Genomic DNA, 24,766 nt, shown 5'->3' with positions numbered 1-24,766 from the left:
GTGCATGCGGCGGGGTGTCAAGCCGCAGGGCCGGCAATCGGGCGGGCCTCGATCACCACAAAGGCCTGCGCCCAGGGGTGATCATCGGTCAGCGTGACATGAATGATCGCAGCATGACCCGGCGGTGTCATCTCGGCCAGACGCTCAGCGGCCCAACCGGTGACCTCCATCACGGGCTGGCCGGTCTCAAGATTGCTGACGGCCATGTCACGCCAGGCGATGCCCATCCGAAGACCGGTGCCAAGCGCCTTGGAACAGGCCTCTTTCGCGGCCCAGCGTTTGGCATAGGTGCCGACAACATCGCGGCGACGCTCGGCCTTGGCCTGTTCGACGGGCGTAAAGACGCGATTGCGGAATCTGTCGCCAAAGCGCTCAAGCGTGCGCGCAATCCGCTCGATATTGGCAAGGTCTGTGCCGATACCAAGGATCATTGCGCCATAACCTCGGCTTCACCACAGGTAAACCAACGGCAGGCGAGCCCGATCATACGTTCATATGTACCCGTGAAGGATACATCCGGCAGATTGTCATATAAGCCCCTTACGCGTTTCCAAGCATCACCGGGGCTCTGACGGATAGTTTGCCATAGCTCTGCGTTCGTAGGGGCCTGCATTCCGCAAACCTCGCGCGCGTCGATCGCGTCTTCCGGATTAAAGGCGATATCGAGTTCATGGAGATCCTTGATCATTTCGCAGGCATCATGAAGCTCCCAGGCAGTTGCCGCAACTATGACCCCTACTCCGATCACAGGCATCGCCTCCCCTGCCATAGAGCCGACATTGCGCGCTGAAGCTGTCGCCACTCTCCGGCTTACCCGCGTGCTGGTATCTTTGACCGCCTCGCGCACGCTGCGCTTGGCACCGCGATAGGTGACGCCAGTATCCATTAGCTTACCCTTGAGCAGTTTATTATCAGCCTTGAGACGGGAATTTCTTCGGCCAAACTCGTCATTACGCGTTTTAAGGTCACTCACAGTCGCAACGTGCCTAGCCCGAACAGTGCGCGCCCCGGCCACGGCCTCGACGGCGTTAGAGAATACACCAAACACAGTTGAAGATGTCACGGTCAAGACAGTCAGGGCAAATGACATTACCATCACCAAGGCGAGAAACGCTTTTGATGTGGAAAGTATAATTTTCATCGGAAATCGGACATATGCAAAAAGTCGCGTCATCTAGTTTTTACCCAACAAATTATCAAACGAAGGTCAAAGCCCTCCCCGCGCCTCGTCCATCAGGCGGCGCATTTCGCCGATGGCGGGGCCGAGGCCGCGAAAGATTGCCTCGCCGATGATGAAATGCCCGATATTGAGCTCGGCCACCTCGGGAAAGGCCGCGACCGGCTTGACGGTTTCATAGTTAAGACCGTGCCCGGCATGCACCTCAAGACCAAGCGAATGGGCATAGGTCGACATTTCGCGCAGTGCGGCAAGCTCGGTGTCGCGCTCTTTGAAGCGGCCCTCGGCATGGGCGTCGCAATAGGCCCCGGTATGCAGCTCGATCACCTGCGCGCCGATGCGCGCGGCGGCCTCGATCTGACGGCTGTCGGCGGCGATAAAGATCGACACCCGGCTGCCGGCCTCGATCAGCGGGGCGATAAAATGGGCAAGACGGTTTTCCTCACGCGCCACTTCAAGCCCGCCCTCGGTGGTGCGCTCTTCGCGCTTTTCGGGCACGATGCAGACCGCATGCGGCTTGTGGCGCAGGGCAATCGCCTGCATCTCGGCGGTGGCGGCCATCTCGAAGTTGAGCGGCACGCTGAGGCCCGCCATCAGCCCATCGATATCCGCATCCGAAATATGGCGGCGATCCTCGCGCAGATGCGCGGTGATGCCATCGGCGCCGGCCGCTTCGGCCACCTTGGCCGCGCGCAGCGGATCGGGATAGGCCCCGCCGCGGGCATTTCGCACCGTGGCAACATGGTCGATATTCACGCCAAGGCGCAGTTTGCCCTCAAACGACATCGGCTTTTCCTTTGTTGTAACGCGACTCGAGACGAACCTAGTCCTGTTTTGGCTTGGCGTCAGCCTTGAGCGCCTTTTTTTCCTTCAGCGCCGCCCATTTTGCCTTGAGCGCGCCCTTGCGGCGGTTCTGATAGGCCTGAATGACCGGCAGACTGAGGTAATAGCAAATCAGCGCCGTGATGATGCCCGGAATGATCCCGCCGATCATGTAGGGGAAAAACACCTCGTCATAGAACACATGCAGGCTATACCAGTCGGCCTCGCGCTCGGAAAACATCGCGAGAAAGTTGTCGCGCAGATCGTCCCCCGCATCGAGGAATTTACCGCCCAGCGAGCGGCGCACTTCATCCTCGCCCGGGCCGGTGCCCCCCAACAGAAAATGCCCGGTCTGCAGCGACACCACACCAATCGGCACATAGGTCAGCGGATTGCCGAAGAACGTGCCCAAAAGAGCCGCCGGGATACTGCCGCGCAGCACCCAGGCCAGAAACGCCGCCACCACGAAATGCAGCCCGTAAAATGGTGTAAACGTGGTGAAAACACCCGCAAAGATCCCGCGCGCAATCCGGTGTGGCGGATCCGGCAGACGATGCAGGCGGTGCTTGACATAGGTAAACGCCCGCGCCCACCCACCACGGGGCCACAGAAAGTCAGAGATGACTTTCCAGAAGGGGCGTTTGTCTCGGCGTTTGAAAACCAACAGTCGGGCTCCTAGGGTTCATGGCTCTGCATAGCCCCGGACCGGGACGGATCACGATAGCGTTCAATAGCGGCGACGTCGGTTTCGGCATCAAGCGCGGACAACACACCATGCAGGTGTTCGGCGTCGCGCAATTCAACATCTATAAGCAATCTGTAAAAATCTGGTTTCCGGTCTACAAAGGTCAAGTCCGAGATATTGGCCTTCTGCTCTCCGATCAAGGTGCAAATCCGCCCCATCACGCCGGCATCGTTGCCAATCGTGATATCAAGCGTCACCGCATAAACCGCAGGGTGTGTTCCGTTGTGCCAATGCAAGTCAAGCCAGCGCTGCGGCTGATCGTCATAGGCCGACAGGGTTTCGCAATCAATCGCGTGAATGACCACCCCACGCCCGCGATAGGTGATGCCGACGATGCGCTCGCCCGGCAGCGGCTGGCAACAGCGCGCGCGCTCAAAGCTCTGATCCGCCTCAAGGCCGATCACCGCAAGATCACGCGCCACCTCGTTGCCCGCATCGGGCACCAGATCAGGGTAAACCGCGTTCAGAACCTGATGCGCAGTCAACTCTGCACTGCCAAGGCGCGCGCGCACTTCCTCTGCGTTCTTGAGCCGCAGCGTACGCGCCGCCGCTTCAAGCGCCTTGTCGGTGGCCTTTTTGCCAACATGCTCGAACGCCGAGCGCGCCAATTCACGCCCCAGCTTGATAAAGCGGTCGCGATCAAGCTCGCGCAGCGCACGGCGAATGGCGGCGCGGGCCTTGCCGGTGGTGGCAATATCAAGCCATGTCGCCTGCGGCGTCTGGCCCTCGGCGGTGATCACCTCGACCGATTGTCCGTTCTTGATCCGGGTCCAGAGCGGCACCCGCATGCCGTCGATCTTGGCGCCGACGCACACATGCCCGATCCGGGTGTGAATGGCATAGGCGAAATCAATCGGCGTCGCCCCGCGCGGAAGCTTGATCACATCGCCCTTGGGCGTGAAACAGAACACCTGGTCGGCGTACATCTCAAGCTTGACCGCTTCCATGAATTCGGTGTGGTCTTCTTCGGCGTCAAACTGTTCGGTGACCGATGAAATCCAGCGCGCGGGATCGACCGCAAAGGGGTTTTCGCTGCGCACCCCGTCACGATACGACCAATGCGCCGCAACCCCGGTTTCGGCCACGTCATGCATCTGGCGGGTTCTGATCTGAACCTCGACGCGCTTGCCATCGCGGCCCGACACGGTGGTGTGGATCGAGCGATAGCCGTTTGATTTCGGCTGGCTGATGTAATCCTTGAACCGCCCCGGCACCGCGCGCCAGCGTTGGTGGATCGCTCCGAGTGCCGCGTAGCAGTCATTCTCGCTCTGGGTCACGACGCGAAACCCGTAGATGTCAGAGAGACGCGAAAAGCCCATCTCCTTTTCCTGCATCTTGCGCCAGATCGAATAGGGCTTTTTAGCGCGGCCGAACACCTCGGCGGTGATCCCGGCCTTGTCAAGCTCGTGACACATGTCATTGGTAATCCGCTCGATCACATCGCCGGTTTCTTTTTGCAGGGTGATAAAGCGGCGGATGATGCTGGCGCGGGCCTCTGGGTTGAGCACGCGAAAGGCAAGATCCTCCAGCTCTTCGCGCATCCACTGCATGCCCATCCGGCCCGCCAGCGGCGCAAAGATATCCATGGTCTCGCGGGCCTTCTGGGCCTGCTTGTCCGGGCGCATTGCCTTGATCGTGCGCATGTTGTGCAAGCGATCCGCCAGCTTGACCAGAATAACCCGCAGATCCTTGGACATCGCCATGAACAGCTTGCGGAAGTTTTCGGCCTGCTTGGTTTCGGAACTGCTGAGTTGCAGATTGGTAAGCTTGGTGACCCCGTCGACAAGATCGGCCACCTCGCGCCCGAACTTTTCCTCGACCGTCTGATACGACGCTTTGGTATCCTCGATCGTGTCATGCAAAAGCGCGGTGATGATGGTGGCATCATCCAGCCGCTGTTCGGTCAGAATGGCGGCCACGGCGACGGGATGCGTGAAATAAGGCTCGCCCGAATGGCGGAACTGCCCTTCGTGCATCGCACGGCCATAATCATAGGCCGCGCGAATCAACGCTTCGTTGGTCTTTGGATTATAATCCCGAACGAGCGTGATCAGGTCGTCAACGGCGATCATCTGATCTGCGCCCCTGGCTCTGGGTGGGGGCTATGGCTCAGCCTTGACCCTGTGCTTCCATCAGTGCCCGCAGAAGCTTTTCTTCGGACATATCATCGGCCTCGGGCTTGTCTGCCTCGCCGCCCATCAACAGAGCCATCGAATCTTCTTCGGGCTCGTCAACTTCGATCTGGCTCTGATTCGATTCGATCAGACGCTCGCGCAGGTCATCCGCCGACTGGGTTTCTTCTGCGATCTCGCGCAGGGCCACGACCGGGTTCTTGTCATTGTCACGATCCACGGTCAGCGGCGCACCAGCCGCAATTTCACGCGCGCGATGCGCGGCAAGCATTACCAGATCAAACCGATTCGGGACCTTATCAACGCAATCTTCTGTGGTAACGCGGGCCATTTGACCTCCGGATATTAGGGGCAGGTGTGCAAGAAGCCCTGTATTTAGGCCGTCAATACAGGATTTACAAGCAGAGAATCAGAGCAGAACAACGGCATCCCTCTCCGCTTGCGGCAAGGCTTCAAGCATCTCCTGCACGGATTTGCCCAGGACCGGATGCACCCAGCCCGGCGCCACCTCGGCCAGAGGCACCAGCACAAAGGCGCGGTCCTGCATTCTGGGGTGCGGCAGGATAAGCTGATCGGGCGCGCGCAAGCTCTGCGCATCAGGCGCCAGATCACGCCAGGCCTCAAAACCGGGAACATCGGGCAAGACCTGAGTGCCGAGTGCAATCAGGTCAAGATCAAGCGTGCGTTGCCCCCAGCGGCGCACCCTTTCCCGCCCGAATGCCGCCTCCACCCGGTGCAACAGCGCCAGAACCTCTTGCGCATCCCCGTCAAACCGAAGCACCGCCGCGCCATTCACGTAGTCCGGCCCGGCACCAGCGGGGAAACAGGGGGTGCTGAAAAGCCTGCTTGACGCGACAACATCTGCGCCATCGTGACGCAGCATGTCCATCGCCGCGCGCAGCGTTTCAGCAGGCCCGCCAAGCCCGGACGGCATATTTCCACCCATAGCGATCAAGCATTGTTGATTGAATGTCATGAACGCCCTATCCTTTCGAAATGTATCATGCTCTTGTGTGTCACGAATAAGACATCTAATTAATTTCTCTACGTCTGTCCTGCCTCACCACTCACACACACGACCCCCCGGGCAAGACACTATACTTCGGAAGGACATTTGAAATGTTTTATAAGGATGAACGACTGGCTTTGTTCATCGATGGATCAAACCTCTATGCGGCCGGCAAGGCTCTTGGGTTTGATATCGACTACAAGCTGTTGCGTACCGAGTTCATGCGTCGCGGTAAATTGCTGCGCGCGTTCTATTACACCGCCCTGCTTGAGAATGACGAGTATTCGCCAATCCGGCCTCTGGTCGACTGGCTGCATTACAACGGGTATTCGATGGTCACCAAACCGGCAAAAGAATACACCGACAGCCAGGGCCGTCGCAAGGTCAAGGGCAACATGGATATCGAGCTGACTGTGGATGCAATGGAACTTGCGCCGCATGTCGATCATATCGTTCTGTTCTCGGGCGACGGCGATTTCCGCCCTTTGGTGGAAAGCATGCAACGTCAGGGCGTGCGTGTCTCGGTGGTCTCGACCATCCGAAGCCAGCCGCCGATGATCTCGGACGAGCTGCGCCGTCAGGCCGACAACTTTATCGAGTTGCAGGATCTCAAGGATGTCATCGGGCGCCCGCCGCGCGAAGTCAGCCAAGAGCGCGAAGAGGTCTACGCAGGTCAGGACTGAACCAATCTTGCGCCGCACCAAAGTTGACGCCCAGGCCCGCCGCCAATGATTGGCGCGGATCTGGGCGTTTTCGCGCAATTGGGTGGTTTGTTTCTGGCGGCCTTCGGGGCCGCCACAGTTTTGCCGTTTCAATCAGAGATCGTCTTTGTCGGCCTGCAACTGGGCGGCACCGCCTCGCTTACGTGGCTGGTCATCGTGGCCAGCATCGGCAACACCCTCGGGGCGGTGGTCAACTATGGGCTCGGCTACTGGATCGAGCATTACCGCGACCGGCGATGGTTTCCCTTCAACGCCGGCCAGATGGCGCGCGCCGAGGGCTGGTATTCCAAGTGGGGCGTCTGGACGCTGCTGCTAAGCTGGGCACCCCTTGGCGACGCCTTTACGGTGATCGCGGGCGTGATGCGCACCCCGCCCTGGCTTTTCCTGATCCTTGTCACCATCGCCAAGACCGGGCGTTATATTGTGCTTGCCTGGCTGACCGCGCAGACAACCGCCTGAGCGACGCCCATCAAGACTGGACGCCGCGCGCCGCAAGCCTTACCTCTGACCCCGACAGGAGGCGCGCATGACCAAACCACCCCTTACCCTTTACCTCGCGGCCCCGCGCGGGTTTTGCGCCGGCGTGGACCGCGCCATCAAGATCGTCGAAATGGCGCTCGGGAAATGGGGCGCGCCGGTCTATGTGCGCCACGAGATCGTGCATAACAAATACGTGGTCGATGATCTGCGCGCCAAGGGGGCGGTGTTTGTCGAGGAGCTTGACGATTGCCCCGATGACCGCCCGGTGATCTTTTCCGCCCATGGCGTGCCAAAATCGGTGCCCGCCGAGGCCAGTGCGCGCCAGATGCTATACGTCGATGCCACCTGTCCGCTTGTCAGCAAGGTCCATATCGAGGCCGAGCGCCATGCCGAGGCCGGATTGCAGATCATCATGATCGGCCACGCAGGCCACCCCGAAACCGTTGGTACGATGGGCCAGCTTGCCGAAGGCGAGGTTCTGCTTGTGGAAACCCCCGCCGATGTGCCCGCCCTTGCGGTGCGTGATGCGCAAAAGCTTGCCTTCGTGACCCAGACCACGCTCTCGGTTGATGACACCGCCGATATCGTCGCCGCCCTTCAGGCCCGGTTTCCGGCCATCAAGGGGCCGCACAAGGAAGACATCTGTTACGCCACCACCAACCGCCAGGAGGCGGTCAAGGCAATGGCGCAAAAGGCCGAGGCGATGCTTGTGGTCGGCGCGCCGAACTCGTCCAACTCGCGCCGCCTGGTCGAGGTGGGTGCGCGTGCGGGCTGTGGCTATGCCCAGCTTGTGCAACGCGCGACCGATATAGACTGGCGCGCGATTGAGGGCATCAGGAGCATCGGCATCACCGCCGGCGCCTCGGCCCCCGAGGTGCTTGTGAACGAGGTGATCGCGGCCCTTGAGGCCCGCTATGACGTGACGATCGAAGAGGTGGAAACCGCCACCGAGAACGTCGAATTCAAGGTGCCCCGCGTCCTGCGCACCCCGGCCTGAACCGGACCGGCGCGCAGCCATTGCGGGCTTCGCTATATCGAGCCCCCGTGCAATACTGCGCGTCACAAACGGGGAAGGAAAGGCGCGATGACATCAACCGGGCAGGATTATTTCGGCACCGAGGCCCAGATATCCGTTCTGCGGCGCGGTCGCGCGCTTTTCGATCTCACCGATACCGATCTGCGGATGACCTATTATGGCCGTAGCGTCGGATTGGCCGACACCGATGCGCAGGCGATGGACCGGCTGGCGGCGCTGATTGCCCTGCAAGGCAATAGCGCGCTCGGTGCCGTCGAGGATGGCGATATCGGCCACTGGCAAGCCGAGGCCCAGCGCCGCAACCTCACGATAACGCATTACGCCCGCTGGCTTGGAACGCAGAAGGCCACCCAAACCGCCCGGACCCTGCTTGATCTCCATCCATTGCCGCAGGACCTGACGGTTATCCGGGTCGACAGGGACGCCCCGGCCGAGGCCATGGCGCAGCTCGCAGATGTCTCGCTGGCCTGCGGCGTTCTCCCGCCGTCCGGCGCCGTCCTGCGCGGTGTCCGCAAACCCGGCATTGGCCTTGTGGCCCTTGATCAGACCGGCAAGGGCGTCGCCTGTGCCGGGGCGGCCAGCTATTGGCACCCGGACCACCCCAAGGGACAACGGCAATGCTGGTGGGGGATGCTTGCCACCCTCCCCGAGCGGCGCGGCCAGCGCCTTGCCCTGATCCTTGGCGCCATGGCCGTGATCGAGATGCAGGAGCGTTATGGTTTCACCGAAGTCTTTACCGGCGTCACACCGGGAAATGCCGCCTCCGAGGCGGTCTGCGCCCGGCTTGGCCTGCGCGCCGAAGGCACCAACGTGCTGGCCTTTACCGATCCGCACCAACTGCCCGGCGGACGGATGACAAAGTAGGCTTTCGCGCGCAACGCGCTCTTGCCAAGGAGGGATCACAAACTATGGTGCCGGCCATGAACACGATCCCCCGCGCCCCTCTTGTCCTTGGCCTTGCCGGTCTTTTGCCCTTTCTCTGGGGGGCGGTGACCGTGGTCTTGCCCGATCTCGGGTTATGGACGGCCCAGACCATCGGGCCGCGCTTTGCCGGGCCTTACGTCATGCTGTTTTACGGCGCGGTGATCCTGTCGTTCATGTCCGGCGTGCTTTGGGGCTTTGCCGCACAACTCAGCGGCGCGCGCGCCACCAGCGGCTATATTCTGTCGGTGCTTCCGGCGCTTTGGGCGTTCTTCATGACCGGCGGCGGGCCGACCAGCGCAGGCATCTCCCTGATCACCGGCTTTGTCGGATTGCTTGGTCTTGACTGGCTCTTTTGGCATCACGGTGCCACCCCGCCATGGTGGATGCGCCTGCGCGTTCTGCTCACCACCGTGGTGGTGATCTGCCTTGCGATCGGAGTATTCGCGTGAGCCCCGACAGCGAAACCCTGCGCGTCTATGATGCGATGGCGGATCAATATGCCGCCGTCACCGCCGATGCGGGCGCGGATCCGCTGCTTGCGGGCTTTATCGACGCCCTGCCAACGGGGGCGCAGGTGCTTGATCTCGGCTGTGGCCCCGGCATCATCGCGGCGCATATGGCGCGCGCGGGCCTGAGCGTGACGGCCACCGACGCCTCGCGCGAAATGGTGGCACTGGCGGCCGACTCTTCGGGCGTGACCGCCCGCCTCGCCACATTCGACGACATTACCGAAGAAGACGCCTATGACGGCATCTGGGCCAATTTCTCGCTTTTGCACGCAGCGCGCGCCGACATGCCACGCCACTTGGCGGCGCTTCATCGGGCCCTCAAACCCGGTGGGCTCTTGCATATCGCGCTCAAATCCGGCACCGGTGCGCATCGCGACACCCTTGGCCGTCTTTACACCTATTACACCGCCGACGAGCTTGAAACGCTTCTGATCGCCGCCGGTTTCATTCCGTTTTCCTCTGCCACCGGTCGCGACACCGGGCTGAGCGGGGAAATGGCCGATTGGATTGCGATTTCCGCCCATGGCTAAGCTTTATGCCTATACTGACGGCGCCTGTTCGGGCAATCCCGGCCCCGGCGGCTGGGGCGCATTGTTGCGCGCGACCGAGGGCGACAAGATCGTCAAGGAACGTGAATTGTCCGGCGGCGAGGCCCTCACCACCAACAACCGGATGGAGCTTTTGGCCGCGATCCACGCGCTTGAAACCCTCGCCAAGCCAAGCCAGATCACCATCGTCACCGATAGCGCCTATGTCAAAAACGGCGTCACCGGCTGGATCCATGGCTGGAAGCGCAACGGCTGGAAAACCGCCGCCCGCAAACCGGTCAAGAATGTCGAACTCTGGCAGCGCCTGGACGAGGCCCAGGCCCGCCACGACGTCACCTGGGAATGGGTCAAGGGCCACGCCGGGCACCCCGAGAACGAGCGCGCCGATGAATTGGCCCGCGCCGGAATGGAGCCGTTCAAACCCGGCAAACCCCGCACATGAGCCCGCTGATCCTGCTCGATTATGCCTCGGTGCTGATCTTCGCGCTGACCGGCGCGTTGGTGGCCAGCCGCCAACAGCTTGATATCGTCGGCTTTGCCTTTATCGCCAGCCTGACGGCGGTCGGCGGCGGCACGCTGCGCGATGTGCTGCTGGATCGCAACCCGGTGTTCTGGCTTGGCAATCCCAACTATATCCTGATCGCCTGCGGTGCCGCGCTTGTGGTGTTTTTCACCGCGCATCTGGTGGAAAGCCGCTATCGCCTGCTGCTCTGGCTCGACAGCTTTGCGCTTGCCGTCGCCGTCCCTGCCGGGGTGGCCGCCGCGATGAGCATGCTGCAACCCGGCGCGATCGTGGTGATCATGGGCGTTGTTACCGGCTGTATGGGCGGGCTGTTGCGAGATGTGGTCTGCAACGAGGTGCCGCTTGTGCTCAAGCAAGGCGAGCTTTACGTCAGCGCCGCCTTCGGGGGGGCCCTTACCGCCGTCACGCTAAGCCAGTTTAGCGGCGAGGTGCTCGTTATCCTTGGCGGCTGCGCCCTTGTCACATGGGCCCTGCGTGCAGGCTCTCTTACCTTTGGCTGGCGCCTGCCCGTCTATCGCAGCCGTCCACCGCGCGTGTGAAGCTGCCGCCAGACATCAGCTCGCGGTTCTCAGGGCCATTGGCTTGTCAATCCTGAGCGTCATGTCGCAAGATCACTGACAAGTCGAAAACCCACGGAAGGGCCGATCCGCACCAGACCTGAACTTTTGGCTTCAATTGGGCCCGTTGTCGTATCGTACCCACCCGCAAACCAAAAAATGCTGTGGGGTCGCCTTTTGTGCGGGCATGGATTCTGGTACCGCAGTCCGGGCAGAAGCTCAGGTGACGTATGCGCCCGCTCTCTGCCATTTTCTCGTATTCTTTGAGCGTCCCGGTCATAAGTCGAAACTGCCCGTCGGTTACGCTCGCGACCACCCCATAGGCAGAGCCTGAATTAACCTGGCAGTCGGCACAATGACAGATTGCCACTCTATCGGGGTCGATTCCCGCCTCGTATGTGACCTGCCCACAAAGACAAGCGCCATCAACCTTCATTCTGAACCTCGCAGGACCACGCATTGGGCGAAGAGTTTACACTCTTGCACCGATGCAAAAAACCAGGCAATCCAATGGGCCAGTCCGGGCTCAGTCACACCGCCCAGCCAGAGCCCCAAACCCTCAGATGAGCCCCTACTTCCGCCCCAGATAGGTCTGATAAAGCCAGATCAGCAACATCGCGCCAAGCACCGCCCCGATCAAACCGCCCAGCAAGCCTGTCACCGTCAGCAGCACCCGGATCACAAGCCCGCCGATAAGCGCACCCGCGATCCCGATCAGAACGGTCGGCACGATGCCGGCCTCGACCTTCATCATCCTTGTCGCCAGAAACCCGGCCGCGGCCCCGATGATAATGAGATAGATAACCCCCATGTCGCCCTACTTTCTGCCACGCCAATGCGTCGGCACGATGATCAGCGCGCCGATCGAGGAAATGATCGCATCAATCCCCGGCGCGCCAAAGCGAAACCCGAACATGATGCGCATGAAATAGAACAGGAACGCCCCGCCGACGCAAATGATGATCGACGCCACATACCCGTTGCGCGTAAAGCCGCTTTTCTCGGACACATAACCAACGATGCCCGCGATCACCACCGTGCCGAAAAGTTGCAGAAACATAACCGCCCCCTAGCCCAGAACCATGCCGACAGGCAGGGCCATTCCACGCAAGAACTCGCCCCTATCCTGCGCGCCCTTACCCGCCCGTTGCAAGCGCAAAAGCCGCACTGCACCCGTGCCACAGGCCACCGTCAGCTCGCTATCCAGCACTTCACCGGGCGCGCCCTGTCCCGTCGCCAGCACCGAGCCAAGCAGTTTCACCCGCACGCCGTTCACCTCGATCCAGGCACCGGGAAAGGGCGAAAGCCCCCGGATAAGCCGGTCAACCTCTGACGCGGGGCGGCTCCAATCGACCTGCGCCTCGGCCTTGTCGATCTTGGCGGCATAGGTGACGCCCGCCTCAGGCTGCGGCTCTGGCTCAAGCGCATCAAGCCGCTCCAGCGCCTCGACAATCAGCCGCGCACCCATGGCGGAAAGACGATCGTGCAATGCGCCGGTGGTCTCCTGCGTGCCGATCTCTGTCGCCTCGCACAGCAGGACCGGCCCGGTATCAAGCCCGGCCTCCATCTGCATGATGCAGACACCGGTCTGCGCATCACCAGCCATGATCGCGCGGTGAATGGGCGCGGCCCCGCGCCAGCGTGGCAAAAGGCTTGCGTGAATGTTCAGGCACCCGCGCGCGGGCGCATCCAAAATCGCTTGCGGCAGGATAAGCCCATAGGCCACAACCACCGCCACATCGGCGTTGAGCGCGGCAAAGGCCTCCGCCTCTTCCCCGCTCCTCAGGCTGACCGGATGTCGCACCTCGAGGCCAAGCGCCTCGGCGCGCGCCTGCACCGGCGAGGGGCGCTCTTTCTTGCCGCGCCCGGCGGGTCTCGGCGGCTGACAATAGACCGCGACAACGTCGTGACCCGCCGCCACCAGCGCCTCCAGCACCGGTACGGAAAACTCGGGCGTCCCCATGAAAACCACACGCATGACCGCCCCTTTCATCTTTCCAAAAACACTCAATCACCAAGAAAATTCGCCGAATTTTCTTGGTCCGCCCCTACCGCAGGCGGCGTGGCTAGCCCTGCTTTCGCGCCTTGCGCAAAAGCATGTCCCGTTTGACCTTGCTCAGCCGGTCAAAATACATCCGCCCTGCCAGATGGTCGATCTGGTGCTGCACGCTGGTCGCCCAAAGCCCGACGAAATCGCGCTCCTCAAGCTCACCCGCTTCGTTGAGAAACTGCACCGTCACCGCGCGGGGCCGCGCGATCAGGGCCGACTGCCCCGGCAGGTTCGGGCTTGCCTCGGCATGCGGGCGCAATTGCACGCTGGCGTGAAGCACCTTGGGGTTGGCCATGCGCACCGCCTTGCCGCGGCTCTCGCTGGCATCGACCACGGCAAGGGCACGCATTACGCCGATCTGCACCGCCGCAAGACCGACGCCTGGCACCGCCTCCATCGTGTCGATCATATCGGTCCAGATCGCGCGCACCTCGTCGTCGATCACCTCGACCGGCGTCGCGACACTGCGCAGCCGCTTGTCGGGCCAGGGCAGACAGGGGCGCACCGCCACCGCGCTAGCCCCGTGCCATTTCGCGTTTCAGCTTTTGCATCCGCCGGGTGATCATCTGCCGCTTCATCGCGCCGAGGTAATCAATGAACAGCTTGCCATCGAGGTGGTCGATCTCGTGCTGCACGCAGGTCGCCCAAAGCCCGCCAAAGCCTTCTTTGTGCTCCTTGCCGTCAATATCAACCCAGCGCACCTCGACCTCTTTGGGGCGGGTCACCTCGGCATATTGATCCGGAATCGACAAACAGCCCTCTTCATAGACATTGGTCTCGTCCGACACGGCGACAACCTCGGGGTTGATCATCACCATCGGGCGCGGGGTTTCATTCTCGCCCTTCACGCAATCCAGCACGATCACCCGCTCAAGCACACCGACCTGCGGCGCGGCCAGACCGATGCCCGGCGCGTCATACATGGTTTCAAGCATGTCTCGTGACAGCTCACGCAACGCGTCCGTCACATCGGTCACGGGCGTGCATACCTTTTTAAGGCGCGGGTCGGGGTGGATCAGGATCGGCCGTTTCATATGGGTCATTTAGGATATGAAGACCAGTTCTGCAACGCCTCTTGCGCCCAACGCCATTTCGGCTAGCTTGCGCGCGCAGCCTATAGGAGAGCACCAATGAATTTCGACGAGATCATCGACCGGCGCGGCCACCTGTCCAACAAATGGGACATGATGGAGAACATTTATGGCGTTCCGGCCGATGACGGGCTGGCGATGTGGGTGGCCGACATGGACTTTCGCTCGCCCGATTGCGTGCAGGACGCGGTGCGCGCCAAGCTTGAGCACGGTATTTACGGCTATCTCGGCGACTACACGCCCTACACCTCGGCCATTCAATGGTGGATGAAGACCCGCCACGGCTGGGAGATCGAGCACGACTGGATCATGACCACCACCGGGCTTTGCAATGGCGTCGGCATTGCCGTCGACACGCTGACCAATCCCGGCGATGCGGTGGTGCTGTTCACACCGGTCTATCACGCCTTTGCGCGGGTCATCCGGTCGGCGAACCGCACTGTGCTCGAATGCCCGCTGGTCAACACTGCCGGGCGCTACGAGATGGATTTCGACAGATACGAAACCATGATGACCGGCAAGGAAACGATGCTGATCCTCTGCTCGCCGCACAATCCCGGCGGTCGGGTCTGGAGCAAGGACGAATTGCGCGCCGTCGCTGATTTCGCCCGCCGCCACGATCTATTGGTCATTTCGGACGAAGTGCATCACGATCTGGTCTTTCCCGGTCATAAACACACGGCCATGCCACTCGCCGATCCCGGCATCGCCGACCGGCTGATCATGCTCACCGCGCCGTCGAAAACCTTCAACATTGCGGGCACGCATTGCGGCCAGATGATCGTGCCGAGCGATACGCTGCGCGGCCAGCTCAAGGCCCGCATGTCGGCGCTGTCCCTGGCCAGCCACGATTTCGGCGTGGCGATGACCACCGGCGCCTATAGCCCCGAGGGCGCCGCCTGGGTGGACGAGCTTGTCACCTATCTCGACGGCAATCGCAAACTCTTTGACGACGGCCTTAACGCCATTCCCGGCATTTCCTCGATGACGCTTGAATCCACCTACCTGTCGTGGGTCGATTTCTCGGGCACCGGCATGACCCGCGAGGAATACAAGAAGCGCGTCAACAAGGATGCCCGCATCGCGGTCAACTATGGCTCGACCTTCGGCACCGGCGGCGAAACCTTCCTGCGCTTTAACATCGGCATGCCACGCTCCCAGATTGCCGAGGCGGTTGAACGGCTGCAATCGGCATTCAGCGATCTGCAATAGGACGCCCGCGATGACACAAGCCAGCCTGTTCGCCGGGCTCTCGGCCTTTCCGCTGACCCCGGCGAATGCTTCGGGCAAGGTTGAGACCGACGCGCTTCAGACGCTTGTTGCACGCGGCGTTGCGGCGGGCGTAGATTCGATCTGTGTGATGGGCAGCACCGGCATCTATGCCTATCTGACCCGCGCCGAGCGCCGCCGTGCGATTGATGCGGCCGTTTCCGTGGCGGGTTCAACCCCCATTCTGGCCGGCATCGGCGCTCTGCGCTCAGATGAGGCCATCGCCCTTGCCCGCGACGCACAAGAGGCCGGCGCCAGGGGGCTTTTGCTTGCGCCTATGTCCTATACGCCCCTCACCCAGGATGAGGTCTTTGAACATTTCCAGTCTGTGGCGAGCGCAACCAACCTGCCGCTCTGCATCTATAACAACCCCTCGACGACCCATTTCCAGTTTTCCCTGCCCCTGCTGAGGCGGCTGGCGGATATCCCCACCATCGTCGCGCTGAAAAATCCCGAACCCGCTCAAGGCAGCATAGCTGAGGAATTGGCCCTGCTGCGCACCAATCTCGCGGCGCCCTTCACGCTTGGCTATAGCGGCGACTGGTGCGCGGCGCGCGCCCTTTTGGCCGGGGCCGATAGCTGGTTCAGCGTCGTGGCGGGTCTGTTTCCGGTGCCAGCCCTGGCCATGGCCCGCGCCGCGCAAGCGGGCGAAACTGACAGGGTCATGCAGATCGACGCGCAGTTCGCGCCGCTCTGGGCGCTGTTCAAGGACTTCGCAAGCCTGCGGGTGATCTATGCCGCCGCCAATCTGCTTGCGCTGACCGATGCACAGCCACCGCGCCCGATCCTGCCGGTCCCCCAAGAGCATACCGCGCGCCTCAAAGCCGCGATTGCGCCGCTTGTCGATTGGACCGCGCCCTGGAAAACCGCATGATCGCCGCACTCGACCTGTGCCGTGTCGGCGATCACTTTGGCCGAATAGTCAAACAGCCGCCCCTGCCCGTTTTCAGGCATGGCATCGGCGATGTTCTGGCCACCTGAGGCATCCAGCGCCTTAGAAGCCGAAAAATCCTGCGTGCGTTACGCCGATGCCTTGGCGCTCGCCTTGGGACGCAGCACATGCGGCACCGCCGGATCATAAAGCGCACTTTCCTTGAAATCGCTGATCTCGCCCAGCACCTTGCCGACCATGATCAAGGCCGTCCGGGTGATCTTTTCGGCCCGCACCTTGGCATGGATATCGCCAAGCGTGCCGCGAATGAACATCTGATCCGGCCAGCCGACGCGATAAGCGACCACCACCGGGCAATCCTCACCATAATAGGGCGCCAGAACCCGGTGGATTTCGCGCAGGTTACGCACCCCAAGATGGATCGCCAGCGTCGCGCCGGTGCGCGCGAAATTCTCAAGCGTTTCGCCCTCGGGCATCGAGGTGGATTTCATCGACACCCGCGTCAGCACGATGGATTGCGCCACTTCCGGCACAGTGAGTTCCTGACCCAAAGCCGCCGCCGCCGCCGCATAGGCGGGCACGCCGGGAATGATCTGATAGTCGATGCCATCGGCGCGCAAACGGCGGATCTGCTCGGCAATCGCGCCATAGAGCGAGGGATCACCCGAATGCACCCGCGCCACATCCTGCCCCTTGGCATGCGCAGCCTTGATCACGCCGTGGGTGTCATCAAGCGTCATCGGCGCCGTGTCCATCACCAGCGCCCCCTCGGGCGCGCAATCAACCACCTGCGGCGGCACAAGGCTTCCGGCATAAAGACAGACCGGGCATTCGCCGATCACCCGCGCCGCCTTGAGGGTCAGAAGTTCCGGGTCACCCGGCCCCGCGCCAATAAAATAAACCGTCATCTCTATGCGTTCCCTGTGGATTTTGTGACGCGCGCCTGCGCCAGATCGCCGTCAATCTTGCGGGCATAGCCGCGCGGCGTGAACATGCGTGGCCCCTCGCCCAACTGTGCCAGACGCGAATTGCTCGACCCGATCAGAACCACGGTCAGCATGTCAACCTCGTCAACCTCCAACGCGTCAAGTCGGCGATAGCGGATGAATTCCTCGGGCCGCCCGAGCGAACTTGCCAGCATCACCGGCGTATCCGCCGGGCGATGCTGAAGCAGGATATCGCGCGCTTCGGCCAGAAGGGTGCGGCGGGTTTTCGAGACCGGGTTGTAGAATGCGATCACGAAGTCGCCCTCGGCTGCGGCATGAAGACGGCGGATGATATCATCGCGCGGTGTCAGAAGATCACTGAGGCTAATGGTGCAGAAATCATGCCCCAAAGGCGCCCCGGCCCGCGCCGCCGCACCCTGAAGCGCCGACACACCGGGCGAACAAACCACCTCGATGCGCCGGGCCGCGTCGCTGACGCCATGCTCGTCGGGGCCACGATCCAAAAGCTCGAACACAAGCGCGCCCATGGCATAGATCCCGGCATCCCCGGAACAGACCAGCGCGACATTCTTGCCAAGCGCCGCCTGCTCAAGCGCATAGCGACAGCGCGCCTCTTCCCCGCCAAGCGGAAAATCCGAGCGCGCCTTGCCGGCCGCGAGCGGGCCCAACAGGTCGATATAAAGGCCATAGCCCACAAGCTCTTCGGCCTCGGCCACAAGGCGGCTGACCTCGGGCGTGCGCCAGGTCGCCTGACCGGGGCCGATGCCGACAACCGAAAGCCGCCCGCGCGCCCGCCCCGGCATCTCGGTGATCGGTTCCGCGCTTCGGGTCAGCGCACAGGTGGCATTGGCGGTCTTGCGTTTGGGCACGACAAGATCGCCACCAACGGCCAGGGCCGCGCCTTCGCAGACCCCGTGACAGCCGACCTCGGCAAAGACCACCTCGGAGGGGTTGGCCAGCCGCGCGGCCTGTTCTTCAAGCTCGGCAGCGGTGAACAGGCGGAACGGAACGCCAAGGCGGCGCGCCACCTCGTTCATCGCACCCTCATCGGCCTTGAGGTCGATCGAGGCCACGCAGGCGACAGCACCGGGCGCGATACCGGCCTCTGTGAGCGTGTCAGAGACAAGCGCCCACATCTCTTCGGTGTCACAGCCCCGCGCACAGCCAAGCCCAAGCGCAAAGCGCTGCGGATGATAGACCAGCCGCTCTTCGCCCCCTTGCCGGGGCGCCTCGCTTACGATCACCTCGACCGCGCCGCCGGTATCCTCAACGTCAAAAATCGCCTCGCCCGTCAAGCGAAGCCCCTTGCCCGCCAGCATCAGCGCCATCGCCGCCTTGGCATCCTCTGGATTGGCCAGCCGATACCCCGAGGGCGGCGCATCAAGCGCCACGCCCATGGCCACGTCGCCCGCCGTCGTCACCGCGGCCACACCGCCCAATCCCGCCGCGATCTCGGCCGCAAGACGGTTGGCGCCGCGATGCCCGCCCAAAAGCGGCACCACCACCGCGCCGTCATCCGAGACCGACAGCACCGGCGGCTCGACTCGTTTATCCGACAACATCGGCGCCACCGCGCGAATGAGGATGCCACTGGCGCAAACCCCCACAACCGGCACCCCTGCGGCAAAGAGATCGCGCGCGTGATCAAGAGCATTGGCAAAGAACGCATCGGCCCGCGCCACGCGCCCCTCGCGGCCATGCACCTGCGCGCCGATCATCTCGGCCACGCGGTGCGCGGTGTCCTCGCCCGACCGGCTCAGCGCCAAGACAACAGGTTTCACAGCCATGGATCGGCCCCTTTCGTGAGCAATATCATAGAAAAATACGGTGCCTTTTCCGGCGCCTCCGCGAGCGGGCAAACCACTTCCTGCGGCAGGCTTGCGCGTTCCACGTAAACCGCCCGCGATGTCAGGCCAAGGCCGTCAATCACGCCGCGGATCTTGGGCATATGCCGCCCCACCTTCATGATGGCAACGCTTTCCGCGCCCTCAATCCGGGCGCGTAATTCGGCCTCGGGCAAGGGCCCCGGCAACACGGTAAGACGCTCGTTGCGCGCCGCCAGCGGCAGACCCGCGCGCGCCGCACAGGTGGTGATCGAGGTGACACCGGGCACAACCTCGACCTCGAACCGTCCGGTGAGGCGCGCGAAAAGATACATGAACGAGCCATAAAAGAAGGGGTCCCCCTCACAGAGACACACCACGTCCTCACCCGCTTCAAGCGCCGCCGCGATCTCGGCGGAACCTTTATCATAGGCCGCCTGCGCAGGCTCTCGCGCCGTGCTCATCGGCACATCCATGACGATTTCGCGGGCATCTTTCGCGATCACATCCGCCGCAATCGAGCGCGCGAAACTATCGCCCCCCGCAAGCGTCGGATAGGCCACCACCTGCGCCTCTGAAATAAGCCGATGCGCCCGAAGCGTCATCAACTCCGGATCGCCCGGCCCAAGACCGACGCCATATAGCTTACCAACCATGACGGCACCCGTCTTTCATCTTTCCGGAAATACTCCCGCCGGAGGCGTCCGACGCCTGCCAGATGCGCAAATCATTCATCGCTTGATCAGGCTCCATTGCGTGACCGGCATAAGCGGGCGCCAGCCGGTCAACCCTCCCACCGGCTCGGCGCGATGCACCTGAAGCTTGACCAATTGCCCGCCATGGCGCTTGTGCAGATCCAAAAGCAGGGCCTCGCTTTCAAGCGTCACCGCATTGCACACCAGCCGCCCAAGCGGTCGCAACGCCGCCCAGGCCGCATCAAACACCGCCTCGGAAAGCCCCCCGCCGATGAAAACAGCATCCGGCGGCTCAAGCCCCTCAAGCGCCTCGGGCACGCGGCCCTCGATCAGCTCAAGCTTGGGCACGCCAAGCGCAAGCGCATTGGCCGCCGCCATCGCGCGCCTGTCTGCGCGCGGCTCGATGCCGATGGCGCGGGCATAGCGCGCGCCGCGCATCCATTCGACCGCGACCGAACCGCAACCCGTGCCGATATCCCACAAGAGTGCGCCGCGCATCGGCATCAGCTTGGCCAGGGTTGCGGCGCGCACCTCTTGCTTGGTCATTGTACCGTCATGCTGAAACAGGTCATCCGCCAGCCCCGGCACACGCGGCAACAGTGCCGCATCCGGCGCCGCCAAACACTCGACCGCCAGCGTGTTGAAAGGCGGCACCGTATGGTCCCAACTCTCGGCAACCCCGTCAAAGCGCGCCTCATCCTTGCCGCCCATATTGGCCAGCACGCTCATCCGCGACTGACCAAAACCGCGCTCGCTCAGAAACCGCGCGATCTGTGCGGGGGTCTCGGCCCCGGTGGTCAGGATCAAGAGCCGCACATCGGGCTGGATAAAGGCGATCATCTGCTCGACAGGGCGTCCATGCACGGTCAGCGTCTCGACATCCGGCAAGCTCCATCCCATGCGCGCGGCGGCCAGCTGGAACGCGGACAATTGCGGATGATAGACGATTTCGCCGGGCTCCATCGCCCGGCCAATCCGGGCCCCGACCGAAAACCACAAGGGATCGCCCGTGGCCAGAACCACCACCCGACGCCCCTTGTGGGCGCGCAAAACATCAATGAGCGCATCAAAGGGCGATGGCCAGGCGACGCGCTCGGCGCTGATCCCGTCGGCAAGCTGATGATGGCGCTCGCCGCCGACAATCACTTCGGCCGCCTCAACAATGGCGCGGGTGGCGGGCAACAACCCGTCCATCCCGTCTTCGCCGATCCCGACAATGTGCAACCATGGATCAGACATGACCAACCTCGCCTCCCCCGGATTTTTCGCAGAAAAATCTCATGTCCGCACCTCCGGCAATCCCGCCGCAAGGGCATTGACGGCCGCCGAGGCTATCGCAGAGCCGCCGCGCCGCCCGCGCAGGGCCACGTAATCACAGCCGCGCGGGTTGGCCGCCAGTTCGGCCTTGCTCTCGGCCGCGCCGACAAATCCGACCGGGAACCCAAGGATCACGGCTGGCTTTGGCGCGCCCTCATCCAGTAGTTCCAACAGGTGAAACAGCGCCGTCGGCGCATTACCGATCGCCACAACCGCGCCTTCAAGCCGCTCGGCCCAAAGCTCGACCGCCGCAGCGGAGCGGGTATTGCCGATCCCCCCTGCGATGCCCGGCACACGCGCATCGTTCAGCGTGACGATCACCTCGTTCTCGCAGGGCAGATAGCGGCGGATGATCCCGGCACCCACCATTTCGCAATCGCACAGCACCGGCGCCCCGGCGCGCAGCGCCGCCTGCCCCGCCGCGAAAGCGCCCGCAGAAAAATCAAGCCGGTCCGCCACCTCGACCATGCCGCAGGCATGAATGAGCCGGATCGCCAAGTCTTCCATGCCCGGCCCGAACCGGTCAAGCCGCGCTTCGCGGCGCACGGTGGCAAAGCTCATTTCATAGATCGCCGAAGGGCTTTTTTCGTAGGGGCGCACAGCTCAGACCTTACATGTCGCGGCGGCGGCGGATGCCTCCGGCGGGAGTATTTATGGAAAGATGAAAGCCCGGGTCAGGCTTTGGATTTACGCGCGCTTTCCGGGCCATGCGGGTGATCGGCATGCGGATAGGGCGCGTGATGATGGTGGTTGTGGTGATCATGATCGTGGTGGTGATGGTCGAGATCATGCGCGTCATCGTGATGGTGGTGGTGATCATGCGCGGCCTCAAGACGGCACAGGCCGGTGCAGAAGGTGTCACAGAGCGCGCAATCGGCCACGTTTGAGCCCGGAGCCGAGGCGCCCTGACCTTCGACATGGTGATGATGGCTTTCCTGGATCGCGCCGACTTCGGATTCAAAGCCGAGGACTTGTGTGCGGTACTTGCACATCACGCAGGTCGGCGGCGGCACATCGCTGAAGGCCGGATGCCCGGCGCCTTTCGCGGCGGCAAGGGCGGCCCGCTCGGCCGGGGTAATCTCGCGCACCTCTTCGCCCTCGATGGCCAGGACCTGGGTGCGATACTGGCAGGTGCCGCAATTGGGCGGCGGCGTTGCGCCAACCTGCTCCATGATGCGCTCGGCGAAGGTTTCAAGCACCTTGGGGTGATCGCCGAGGTAGCCCGCCTTGATGAATTCGATCTGCGGATGCTCGGCGGCCACCTGATCGGTGAAGCCATATATCCGGTCGATCAGAATACCCGAGAACAGGAAATACGGGAACACGACGACCCGCTTGTAGCCAAGCCGCGTCACATGTTGCAGGCAGGGTTCGACCAGCGGGAAGGTCACCCCGGAATAGCCCACCTCGCACCAGCCAAAGCCCATGCCTTCCTGAAGCATCCGGGCGATCTTGGCGACGTTGCCATTGGCATCCGGATCAGACGCCCCGCGCCCGATCACCACAAGACAGGTGTCGTGCAGCGAGACCTCGCCCAAATCGGCATTGGCGCGATCAAGCGCCTCGCGGATACGCGCACCGGCGGCGGCGATCATCTTGGGATCCACCCCAAGCTCGCGGCCGTAATGAACGTCGATGTCATGTTTGGCGGCATAGGTATTAAGAACCGTGGGGATGTCATTCTTGGAATGCATCGCCGCAAAGAGCATCCCCGGCACCGCCAGAATACGCGCGCAACCGGCCTCGCGCAGCCGATCAAGACCGTCGCGGATCACCGGGTTGGCGAATTCAAGATAGCCATATTCGGTCATCCAGTCAGCGGGCAGGTAGGCAGGCAGTTTTTCCGCCAACACGCTGAATTCATCCACCGCCGCCTGGCTGCGAGAGCCATGGCCACAGATCATCACACCGGTTTTCGTCATGGGCATTACGCCTCCTGCAATTCGTCGTCTGCTGTCTCTTCGTCGGCCTCGTCGCTGGATGACGCCGAATCCTTGCGCGCCCGAAGCCCCGCCCAAAGACCGATGGCAATCGCCGCCCCAAGAGCCGCCGCGCCAAGCCAATGCCCATGACCCGCAACCTCGGCCATATGACCGGGATGAGCCTGGGCGGCAGTGGCCGCCAATAGGGTGATTAAAATGGTGGCAAATTTCATGCGGGGGTCCCCTTTTTGGTCAGGCGCGCGGTGCCGAAAAAGGGTGAGCCGGGCCTTTGCCCCAGACGATGCGACAGCGGCCCCCGACATGGGTCAGCCAATAATCGCACACCTTTCCGGCCCGTCCGCGGGCTTCGTCTTGCCCCGCTTATAGGCGGGCGGGCCGGGGCGTGCAAACGAAGAAACGCCGCGCTTGGCCTCGATTGCGACATGTGCAGCCCTGCACGTCCTCTGCGCGGCGCGGGGCCTTATCTGGGGCGCCTGCGAGGCCTAGGTTGCGGTCAGACAAGGAGATTGAAACATGGGCCAACTGGTACACGGCGTCTGGAAAGACGAATGGTACGACACCGAATCGACAGGCGGCAAATTTGTCCGCTCGACAGCCGCCTTTCGCAACTGGATCACCGCCGATGGCGCACCCGGCCCTTCCGGCACAGGCGGGTTCAAGGCGGACTCCGGGCGCTATCATCTTTACGTGTCGCTGGCCTGTCCCTGGGCGCATCGCGCCCTGATCTTTCGCGCCCTCAAAGGCCTTGGCGATCATATCGGCGTCTCGGTGGTGCATCCCGACATGATGTCAGAGGGCTGGGAGTTTCGCACCGATTTCCAGGGCGCGACCGGCGACACGCTCTATGGCTTGCCGTTTGCGCGCGACATCTACCTCAGGGCCGACCCCGAGATTTCGGGGCGCGTGACGGTGCCTATCCTCTGGGACAAAGAGAGCCAAACCATCGTGTCGAACGAATCGTCGGAAATCATCCGAATGTTCAACAGCGCCTTTGACGGGTTGACCGGCAATCGCGACGATTACTGGCCCGAGGACCTGCGCGAGGCGATCGAGCCTGTGAATGCGCGGATTTACGACACCGTCAACAACGGCGTCTACAAATCCGGCTTTGCCACCAGCCAAGAGGCCTATGACGCCGCCGTTCATCCGCTGTTTGACAGCCTTGAGTGGCTTGAAGAGCGCCTTGGCGCGCATCGCTACCTGATGGGGGATCGCCTGACCGAGGCCGACTGGCGGCTGTTCACCACGCTGATCCGCTTCGATCTGGTCTATCACCTGCATTTCAAATGCAATCGCAAGCGGATCGTGGATTACCCCAACCTCTGGGGCTATCTGCGCGAGCTTTACCAATGGCCCGGCGTGGCCGCGACGGTGAACTTCGAGCATATCGTGCGCCACTATCACTATAGCCACGACACGATTAACCCGAGCCGGATCATCCCGATCAACCCACAGCCCGATTTTGACGCGCCGCACGGACGAGGCTAGCGCTGCGCGGCCCCCATAGCATGTTGCTCAAAAGTGGGACCCGGTTTTGAGCTTCTCGACCATGCGG

General features: G+C 62.5%; 31 protein-coding genes. 11 read left to right on the top strand and 20 right to left on the bottom strand.

What is annotated here, in order from left to right; all coding sequences use genetic code 11:
* Positions 1–17 precede the first annotated feature (17 nt).
* From acpS to folK, 7 genes are all read right to left on the bottom strand, one after another.
* Positions 18–431: a holo-ACP synthase gene (gene acpS, locus BUB78_RS16255; RefSeq protein WP_073199837.1), complete on the bottom strand. Its 414-nt coding sequence runs from the start codon at positions 429–431 to the stop codon at positions 18–20.
* Positions 428–1,141 (bottom strand): hypothetical protein, encoded by a 714-nt coding sequence (locus BUB78_RS16250; RefSeq protein ID WP_073199835.1) that lies wholly within the window; start codon positions 1,139–1,141, stop codon positions 428–430. The genes acpS and BUB78_RS16250 overlap by 4 nt, the downstream gene beginning before the upstream one ends.
* A gap of 66 nt (positions 1,142–1,207) precedes the next feature.
* On the bottom strand, positions 1,208–1,963 hold the full coding sequence (locus tag BUB78_RS16245) for a pyridoxine 5'-phosphate synthase (RefSeq protein WP_073199833.1): 756 nt from the start codon (positions 1,961–1,963) through the stop codon (positions 1,208–1,210).
* A 37-nt stretch (positions 1,964–2,000) separates the two neighbouring features.
* Positions 2,001–2,663, bottom strand: coding sequence for a DUF2062 domain-containing protein (locus tag BUB78_RS16240; protein WP_073199830.1), 663 nt, complete (start codon positions 2,661–2,663; stop codon positions 2,001–2,003).
* Positions 2,664–2,674: 11 nt separating this feature from the next.
* Positions 2,675–4,816, bottom strand: a complete 2,142-nt coding sequence (locus BUB78_RS16235) for a RelA/SpoT family protein (RefSeq protein WP_073199828.1) — start codon at positions 4,814–4,816, stop codon at positions 2,675–2,677.
* A 37-nt stretch (positions 4,817–4,853) separates the two neighbouring features.
* The gene (gene rpoZ / locus BUB78_RS16230; protein ID WP_073199826.1) at positions 4,854–5,207 is read right to left on the bottom strand and encodes a DNA-directed RNA polymerase subunit omega; all 354 of its coding nucleotides are present in this window, start codon (positions 5,205–5,207) and stop codon (positions 4,854–4,856) included.
* A gap of 78 nt (positions 5,208–5,285) precedes the next feature.
* A complete protein-coding gene (gene folK / locus BUB78_RS16225) occupies positions 5,286–5,852 on the bottom strand; it encodes a 2-amino-4-hydroxy-6-hydroxymethyldihydropteridine diphosphokinase (protein ID WP_073199825.1) in 567 nt (188 codons plus the stop codon).
* Between the two features lie 143 nt (positions 5,853–5,995).
* Here folK and BUB78_RS16220 point away from each other — a divergent pair, with 143 nt between their 5' ends.
* The 8 genes from BUB78_RS16220 (at position 5,996) to BUB78_RS16185 (ending at position 11,166) form a co-directional block, all read left to right on the top strand.
* A complete protein-coding gene (locus BUB78_RS16220; RefSeq protein WP_073199823.1) occupies positions 5,996–6,568 on the top strand; it encodes a LabA-like NYN domain-containing protein in 573 nt (190 codons plus the stop codon).
* Between the two features lie 45 nt (positions 6,569–6,613).
* Positions 6,614–7,066, top strand: a complete 453-nt coding sequence (locus BUB78_RS16215; RefSeq protein ID WP_073199821.1) for a YqaA family protein — start codon at positions 6,614–6,616, stop codon at positions 7,064–7,066.
* Positions 7,067–7,133: 67 nt separating this feature from the next.
* A complete protein-coding gene (gene ispH, locus BUB78_RS16210; RefSeq protein WP_073199820.1) occupies positions 7,134–8,084 on the top strand; it encodes a 4-hydroxy-3-methylbut-2-enyl diphosphate reductase in 951 nt (316 codons plus the stop codon).
* 87 nt (positions 8,085–8,171) lie between these two features.
* Positions 8,172–8,987 carry a GNAT family N-acetyltransferase gene (locus BUB78_RS16205; protein WP_073199818.1) on the top strand — a complete coding sequence of 272 codons (816 nt, stop codon included), beginning with the start codon at positions 8,172–8,174 and terminating at the stop codon, positions 8,985–8,987.
* 56 nt (positions 8,988–9,043) lie between these two features.
* Positions 9,044–9,496 carry a DUF3429 domain-containing protein gene (locus BUB78_RS16200; RefSeq protein ID WP_073199875.1) on the top strand — a complete coding sequence of 151 codons (453 nt, stop codon included), beginning with the start codon at positions 9,044–9,046 and terminating at the stop codon, positions 9,494–9,496.
* 35 nt (positions 9,497–9,531) lie between these two features.
* Positions 9,532–10,086: a class I SAM-dependent methyltransferase gene (locus BUB78_RS16195; RefSeq protein WP_073199873.1), complete on the top strand. Its 555-nt coding sequence runs from the start codon at positions 9,532–9,534 to the stop codon at positions 10,084–10,086.
* On the top strand, positions 10,079–10,546 hold the full coding sequence (rnhA, locus tag BUB78_RS16190; protein ID WP_073199817.1) for a ribonuclease HI: 468 nt from the start codon (positions 10,079–10,081) through the stop codon (positions 10,544–10,546). Before BUB78_RS16195 ends, rnhA begins: the two co-directional genes overlap by 8 nt.
* A complete protein-coding gene (locus BUB78_RS16185; RefSeq protein WP_073199815.1) occupies positions 10,543–11,166 on the top strand; it encodes a trimeric intracellular cation channel family protein in 624 nt (207 codons plus the stop codon). The genes rnhA and BUB78_RS16185 overlap by 4 nt, the downstream gene beginning before the upstream one ends.
* A gap of 46 nt (positions 11,167–11,212) precedes the next feature.
* On the opposite strand, the gene BUB78_RS16180 is transcribed toward BUB78_RS16185, so the two are convergent.
* The 6 genes from BUB78_RS16180 to def (BUB78_RS16155) all read right to left on the bottom strand — a co-directional run bounded on the left by BUB78_RS16180 (position 11,213) and on the right by def (BUB78_RS16155) (position 14,268).
* Positions 11,213–11,620 (bottom strand): GFA family protein, encoded by a 408-nt coding sequence (locus BUB78_RS16180; protein WP_073199871.1) that lies wholly within the window; start codon positions 11,618–11,620, stop codon positions 11,213–11,215.
* A 135-nt stretch (positions 11,621–11,755) separates the two neighbouring features.
* Entirely contained in the window at positions 11,756–11,995 is a 240-nt protein-coding gene (locus BUB78_RS16175) for a GlsB/YeaQ/YmgE family stress response membrane protein (protein ID WP_073199813.1), read from the bottom strand.
* 6 nt (positions 11,996–12,001) lie between these two features.
* Entirely contained in the window at positions 12,002–12,244 is a 243-nt protein-coding gene (locus BUB78_RS16170; RefSeq protein WP_073199811.1) for a hypothetical protein, read from the bottom strand.
* Between the two features lie 9 nt (positions 12,245–12,253).
* A complete protein-coding gene (gene fmt, locus BUB78_RS16165; protein ID WP_073199869.1) occupies positions 12,254–13,162 on the bottom strand; it encodes a methionyl-tRNA formyltransferase in 909 nt (302 codons plus the stop codon).
* An 88-nt stretch (positions 13,163–13,250) separates the two neighbouring features.
* Entirely contained in the window at positions 13,251–13,745 is a 495-nt protein-coding gene (gene def, locus BUB78_RS16160) for a peptide deformylase (RefSeq protein ID WP_073199809.1), read from the bottom strand.
* Positions 13,746–13,749: 4 nt separating this feature from the next.
* Positions 13,750–14,268 carry a peptide deformylase gene (gene def / locus BUB78_RS16155; protein WP_073199807.1) on the bottom strand — a complete coding sequence of 173 codons (519 nt, stop codon included), beginning with the start codon at positions 14,266–14,268 and terminating at the stop codon, positions 13,750–13,752.
* A gap of 96 nt (positions 14,269–14,364) precedes the next feature.
* Between def (BUB78_RS16155) and BUB78_RS16150 the strand changes: the two genes are divergently transcribed.
* Positions 14,365–15,537 (top strand): MalY/PatB family protein, encoded by a 1,173-nt coding sequence (locus BUB78_RS16150; protein WP_073199805.1) that lies wholly within the window; start codon positions 14,365–14,367, stop codon positions 15,535–15,537.
* A gap of 10 nt (positions 15,538–15,547) precedes the next feature.
* On the top strand, positions 15,548–16,468 hold the full coding sequence (locus BUB78_RS16145) for a dihydrodipicolinate synthase family protein (protein ID WP_073199803.1): 921 nt from the start codon (positions 15,548–15,550) through the stop codon (positions 16,466–16,468).
* Between the two features lie 146 nt (positions 16,469–16,614).
* Here BUB78_RS16145 and cobM read toward each other — a convergent pair whose 3' ends face one another.
* From cobM to BUB78_RS16110, 7 genes are all read right to left on the bottom strand, one after another.
* Entirely contained in the window at positions 16,615–17,394 is a 780-nt protein-coding gene (gene cobM, locus BUB78_RS16140) for a precorrin-4 C(11)-methyltransferase (protein WP_073199801.1), read from the bottom strand.
* Positions 17,395–17,396: 2 nt separating this feature from the next.
* Positions 17,397–19,220 (bottom strand): precorrin-3B C(17)-methyltransferase, encoded by a 1,824-nt coding sequence (gene cobJ, locus BUB78_RS16135; protein ID WP_073199799.1) that lies wholly within the window; start codon positions 19,218–19,220, stop codon positions 17,397–17,399.
* Positions 19,211–19,912: a precorrin-2 C(20)-methyltransferase gene (gene cobI / locus BUB78_RS16130; RefSeq protein WP_073199797.1), complete on the bottom strand. Its 702-nt coding sequence runs from the start codon at positions 19,910–19,912 to the stop codon at positions 19,211–19,213. The genes cobJ and cobI overlap by 10 nt, the downstream gene beginning before the upstream one ends.
* A 75-nt stretch (positions 19,913–19,987) precedes the next feature.
* The gene (gene cbiE / locus BUB78_RS16125) at positions 19,988–21,190 is read right to left on the bottom strand and encodes a precorrin-6y C5,15-methyltransferase (decarboxylating) subunit CbiE (protein WP_073199795.1); all 1,203 of its coding nucleotides are present in this window, start codon (positions 21,188–21,190) and stop codon (positions 19,988–19,990) included.
* 39 nt (positions 21,191–21,229) lie between these two features.
* Entirely contained in the window at positions 21,230–21,868 is a 639-nt protein-coding gene (locus tag BUB78_RS16120; protein WP_073199794.1) for a precorrin-8X methylmutase, read from the bottom strand.
* A gap of 74 nt (positions 21,869–21,942) precedes the next feature.
* Positions 21,943–23,196, bottom strand: coding sequence for a sirohydrochlorin chelatase (locus BUB78_RS16115; RefSeq protein WP_073199792.1), 1,254 nt, complete (start codon positions 23,194–23,196; stop codon positions 21,943–21,945).
* Positions 23,196–23,423 carry a DUF6732 family protein gene (locus tag BUB78_RS16110; RefSeq protein ID WP_073199867.1) on the bottom strand — a complete coding sequence of 76 codons (228 nt, stop codon included), beginning with the start codon at positions 23,421–23,423 and terminating at the stop codon, positions 23,196–23,198. Before BUB78_RS16110 ends, BUB78_RS16115 begins: the two co-directional genes overlap by 1 nt.
* A 301-nt stretch (positions 23,424–23,724) precedes the next feature.
* Between BUB78_RS16110 and BUB78_RS16105 the strand changes: the two genes are divergently transcribed.
* The gene (locus tag BUB78_RS16105) at positions 23,725–24,699 is read left to right on the top strand and encodes a glutathione S-transferase family protein (protein WP_073199790.1); all 975 of its coding nucleotides are present in this window, start codon (positions 23,725–23,727) and stop codon (positions 24,697–24,699) included.
* Positions 24,700–24,766: the final 67 nt, after the last annotated feature.

The organism is Roseovarius marisflavi (assembly GCF_900142625.1).
In the GTDB taxonomy this organism is placed as follows: domain Bacteria; phylum Pseudomonadota; class Alphaproteobacteria; order Rhodobacterales; family Rhodobacteraceae; genus Roseovarius; species Roseovarius marisflavi.
This window is presented reverse-complemented; position numbering and strand designations above follow the sequence as displayed.

What these genes read in the sequence shown, in the direction of transcription:
- acpS (WP_073199837.1), bottom strand. Translation starts at nt 431, where the DNA reads ATGATCCTTGGTATCGGCACAGACCTTGCCAATATCGAGCGGATTGCG.
- BUB78_RS16250 (WP_073199835.1), bottom strand. Translation starts at nt 1,141, where the DNA reads ATGAAAATTATACTTTCCACATCAAAAGCGTTTCTCGCCTTGGTGATG.
- BUB78_RS16245 (WP_073199833.1), bottom strand. Translation starts at nt 1,963, where the DNA reads ATGTCGTTTGAGGGCAAACTGCGCCTTGGCGTGAATATCGACCATGTT.
- BUB78_RS16235 (WP_073199828.1), bottom strand. Translation starts at nt 4,816, where the DNA reads ATGATCGCCGTTGACGACCTGATCACGCTCGTTCGGGATTATAATCCA.
- rpoZ (WP_073199826.1), bottom strand. Translation starts at nt 5,207, where the DNA reads ATGGCCCGCGTTACCACAGAAGATTGCGTTGATAAGGTCCCGAATCGG.
- folK (WP_073199825.1), bottom strand. Translation starts at nt 5,852, where the DNA reads ATGACATTCAATCAACAATGCTTGATCGCTATGGGTGGAAATATGCCG.
- BUB78_RS16220 (WP_073199823.1), top strand. Translation starts at nt 5,996, where the DNA reads ATGTTTTATAAGGATGAACGACTGGCTTTGTTCATCGATGGATCAAAC.
- BUB78_RS16215 (WP_073199821.1), top strand. Translation starts at nt 6,614, where the DNA reads ATGATTGGCGCGGATCTGGGCGTTTTCGCGCAATTGGGTGGTTTGTTT.
- ispH (WP_073199820.1), top strand. Translation starts at nt 7,134, where the DNA reads ATGACCAAACCACCCCTTACCCTTTACCTCGCGGCCCCGCGCGGGTTT.
- BUB78_RS16205 (WP_073199818.1), top strand. Translation starts at nt 8,172, where the DNA reads ATGACATCAACCGGGCAGGATTATTTCGGCACCGAGGCCCAGATATCC.
- BUB78_RS16200 (WP_073199875.1), top strand. Translation starts at nt 9,044, where the DNA reads ATGAACACGATCCCCCGCGCCCCTCTTGTCCTTGGCCTTGCCGGTCTT.
- BUB78_RS16195 (WP_073199873.1), top strand. Translation starts at nt 9,532, where the DNA reads ATGGCGGATCAATATGCCGCCGTCACCGCCGATGCGGGCGCGGATCCG.
- rnhA (WP_073199817.1), top strand. Translation starts at nt 10,079, where the DNA reads ATGGCTAAGCTTTATGCCTATACTGACGGCGCCTGTTCGGGCAATCCC.
- BUB78_RS16185 (WP_073199815.1), top strand. Translation starts at nt 10,543, where the DNA reads ATGAGCCCGCTGATCCTGCTCGATTATGCCTCGGTGCTGATCTTCGCG.
- BUB78_RS16180 (WP_073199871.1), bottom strand. Translation starts at nt 11,620, where the DNA reads ATGAAGGTTGATGGCGCTTGTCTTTGTGGGCAGGTCACATACGAGGCG.
- BUB78_RS16175 (WP_073199813.1), bottom strand. Translation starts at nt 11,995, where the DNA reads ATGGGGGTTATCTATCTCATTATCATCGGGGCCGCGGCCGGGTTTCTG.
- BUB78_RS16170 (WP_073199811.1), bottom strand. Translation starts at nt 12,244, where the DNA reads ATGTTTCTGCAACTTTTCGGCACGGTGGTGATCGCGGGCATCGTTGGT.
- fmt (WP_073199869.1), bottom strand. Translation starts at nt 13,162, where the DNA reads ATGCGTGTGGTTTTCATGGGGACGCCCGAGTTTTCCGTACCGGTGCTG.
- def (WP_073199807.1), bottom strand. Translation starts at nt 14,268, where the DNA reads ATGAAACGGCCGATCCTGATCCACCCCGACCCGCGCCTTAAAAAGGTA.
- BUB78_RS16150 (WP_073199805.1), top strand. Translation starts at nt 14,365, where the DNA reads ATGAATTTCGACGAGATCATCGACCGGCGCGGCCACCTGTCCAACAAA.
- BUB78_RS16145 (WP_073199803.1), top strand. Translation starts at nt 15,548, where the DNA reads ATGACACAAGCCAGCCTGTTCGCCGGGCTCTCGGCCTTTCCGCTGACC.
- cobM (WP_073199801.1), bottom strand. Translation starts at nt 17,394, where the DNA reads ATGACGGTTTATTTTATTGGCGCGGGGCCGGGTGACCCGGAACTTCTG.
- cobJ (WP_073199799.1), bottom strand. Translation starts at nt 19,220, where the DNA reads ATGGCTGTGAAACCTGTTGTCTTGGCGCTGAGCCGGTCGGGCGAGGAC.
- cobI (WP_073199797.1), bottom strand. Translation starts at nt 19,912, where the DNA reads ATGGTTGGTAAGCTATATGGCGTCGGTCTTGGGCCGGGCGATCCGGAG.
- cbiE (WP_073199795.1), bottom strand. Translation starts at nt 21,190, where the DNA reads ATGTCTGATCCATGGTTGCACATTGTCGGGATCGGCGAAGACGGGATG.
- BUB78_RS16115 (WP_073199792.1), bottom strand. Translation starts at nt 23,196, where the DNA reads ATGCCCATGACGAAAACCGGTGTGATGATCTGTGGCCATGGCTCTCGC.
- BUB78_RS16110 (WP_073199867.1), bottom strand. Translation starts at nt 23,423, where the DNA reads ATGAAATTTGCCACCATTTTAATCACCCTATTGGCGGCCACTGCCGCC.
- BUB78_RS16105 (WP_073199790.1), top strand. Translation starts at nt 23,725, where the DNA reads ATGGGCCAACTGGTACACGGCGTCTGGAAAGACGAATGGTACGACACC.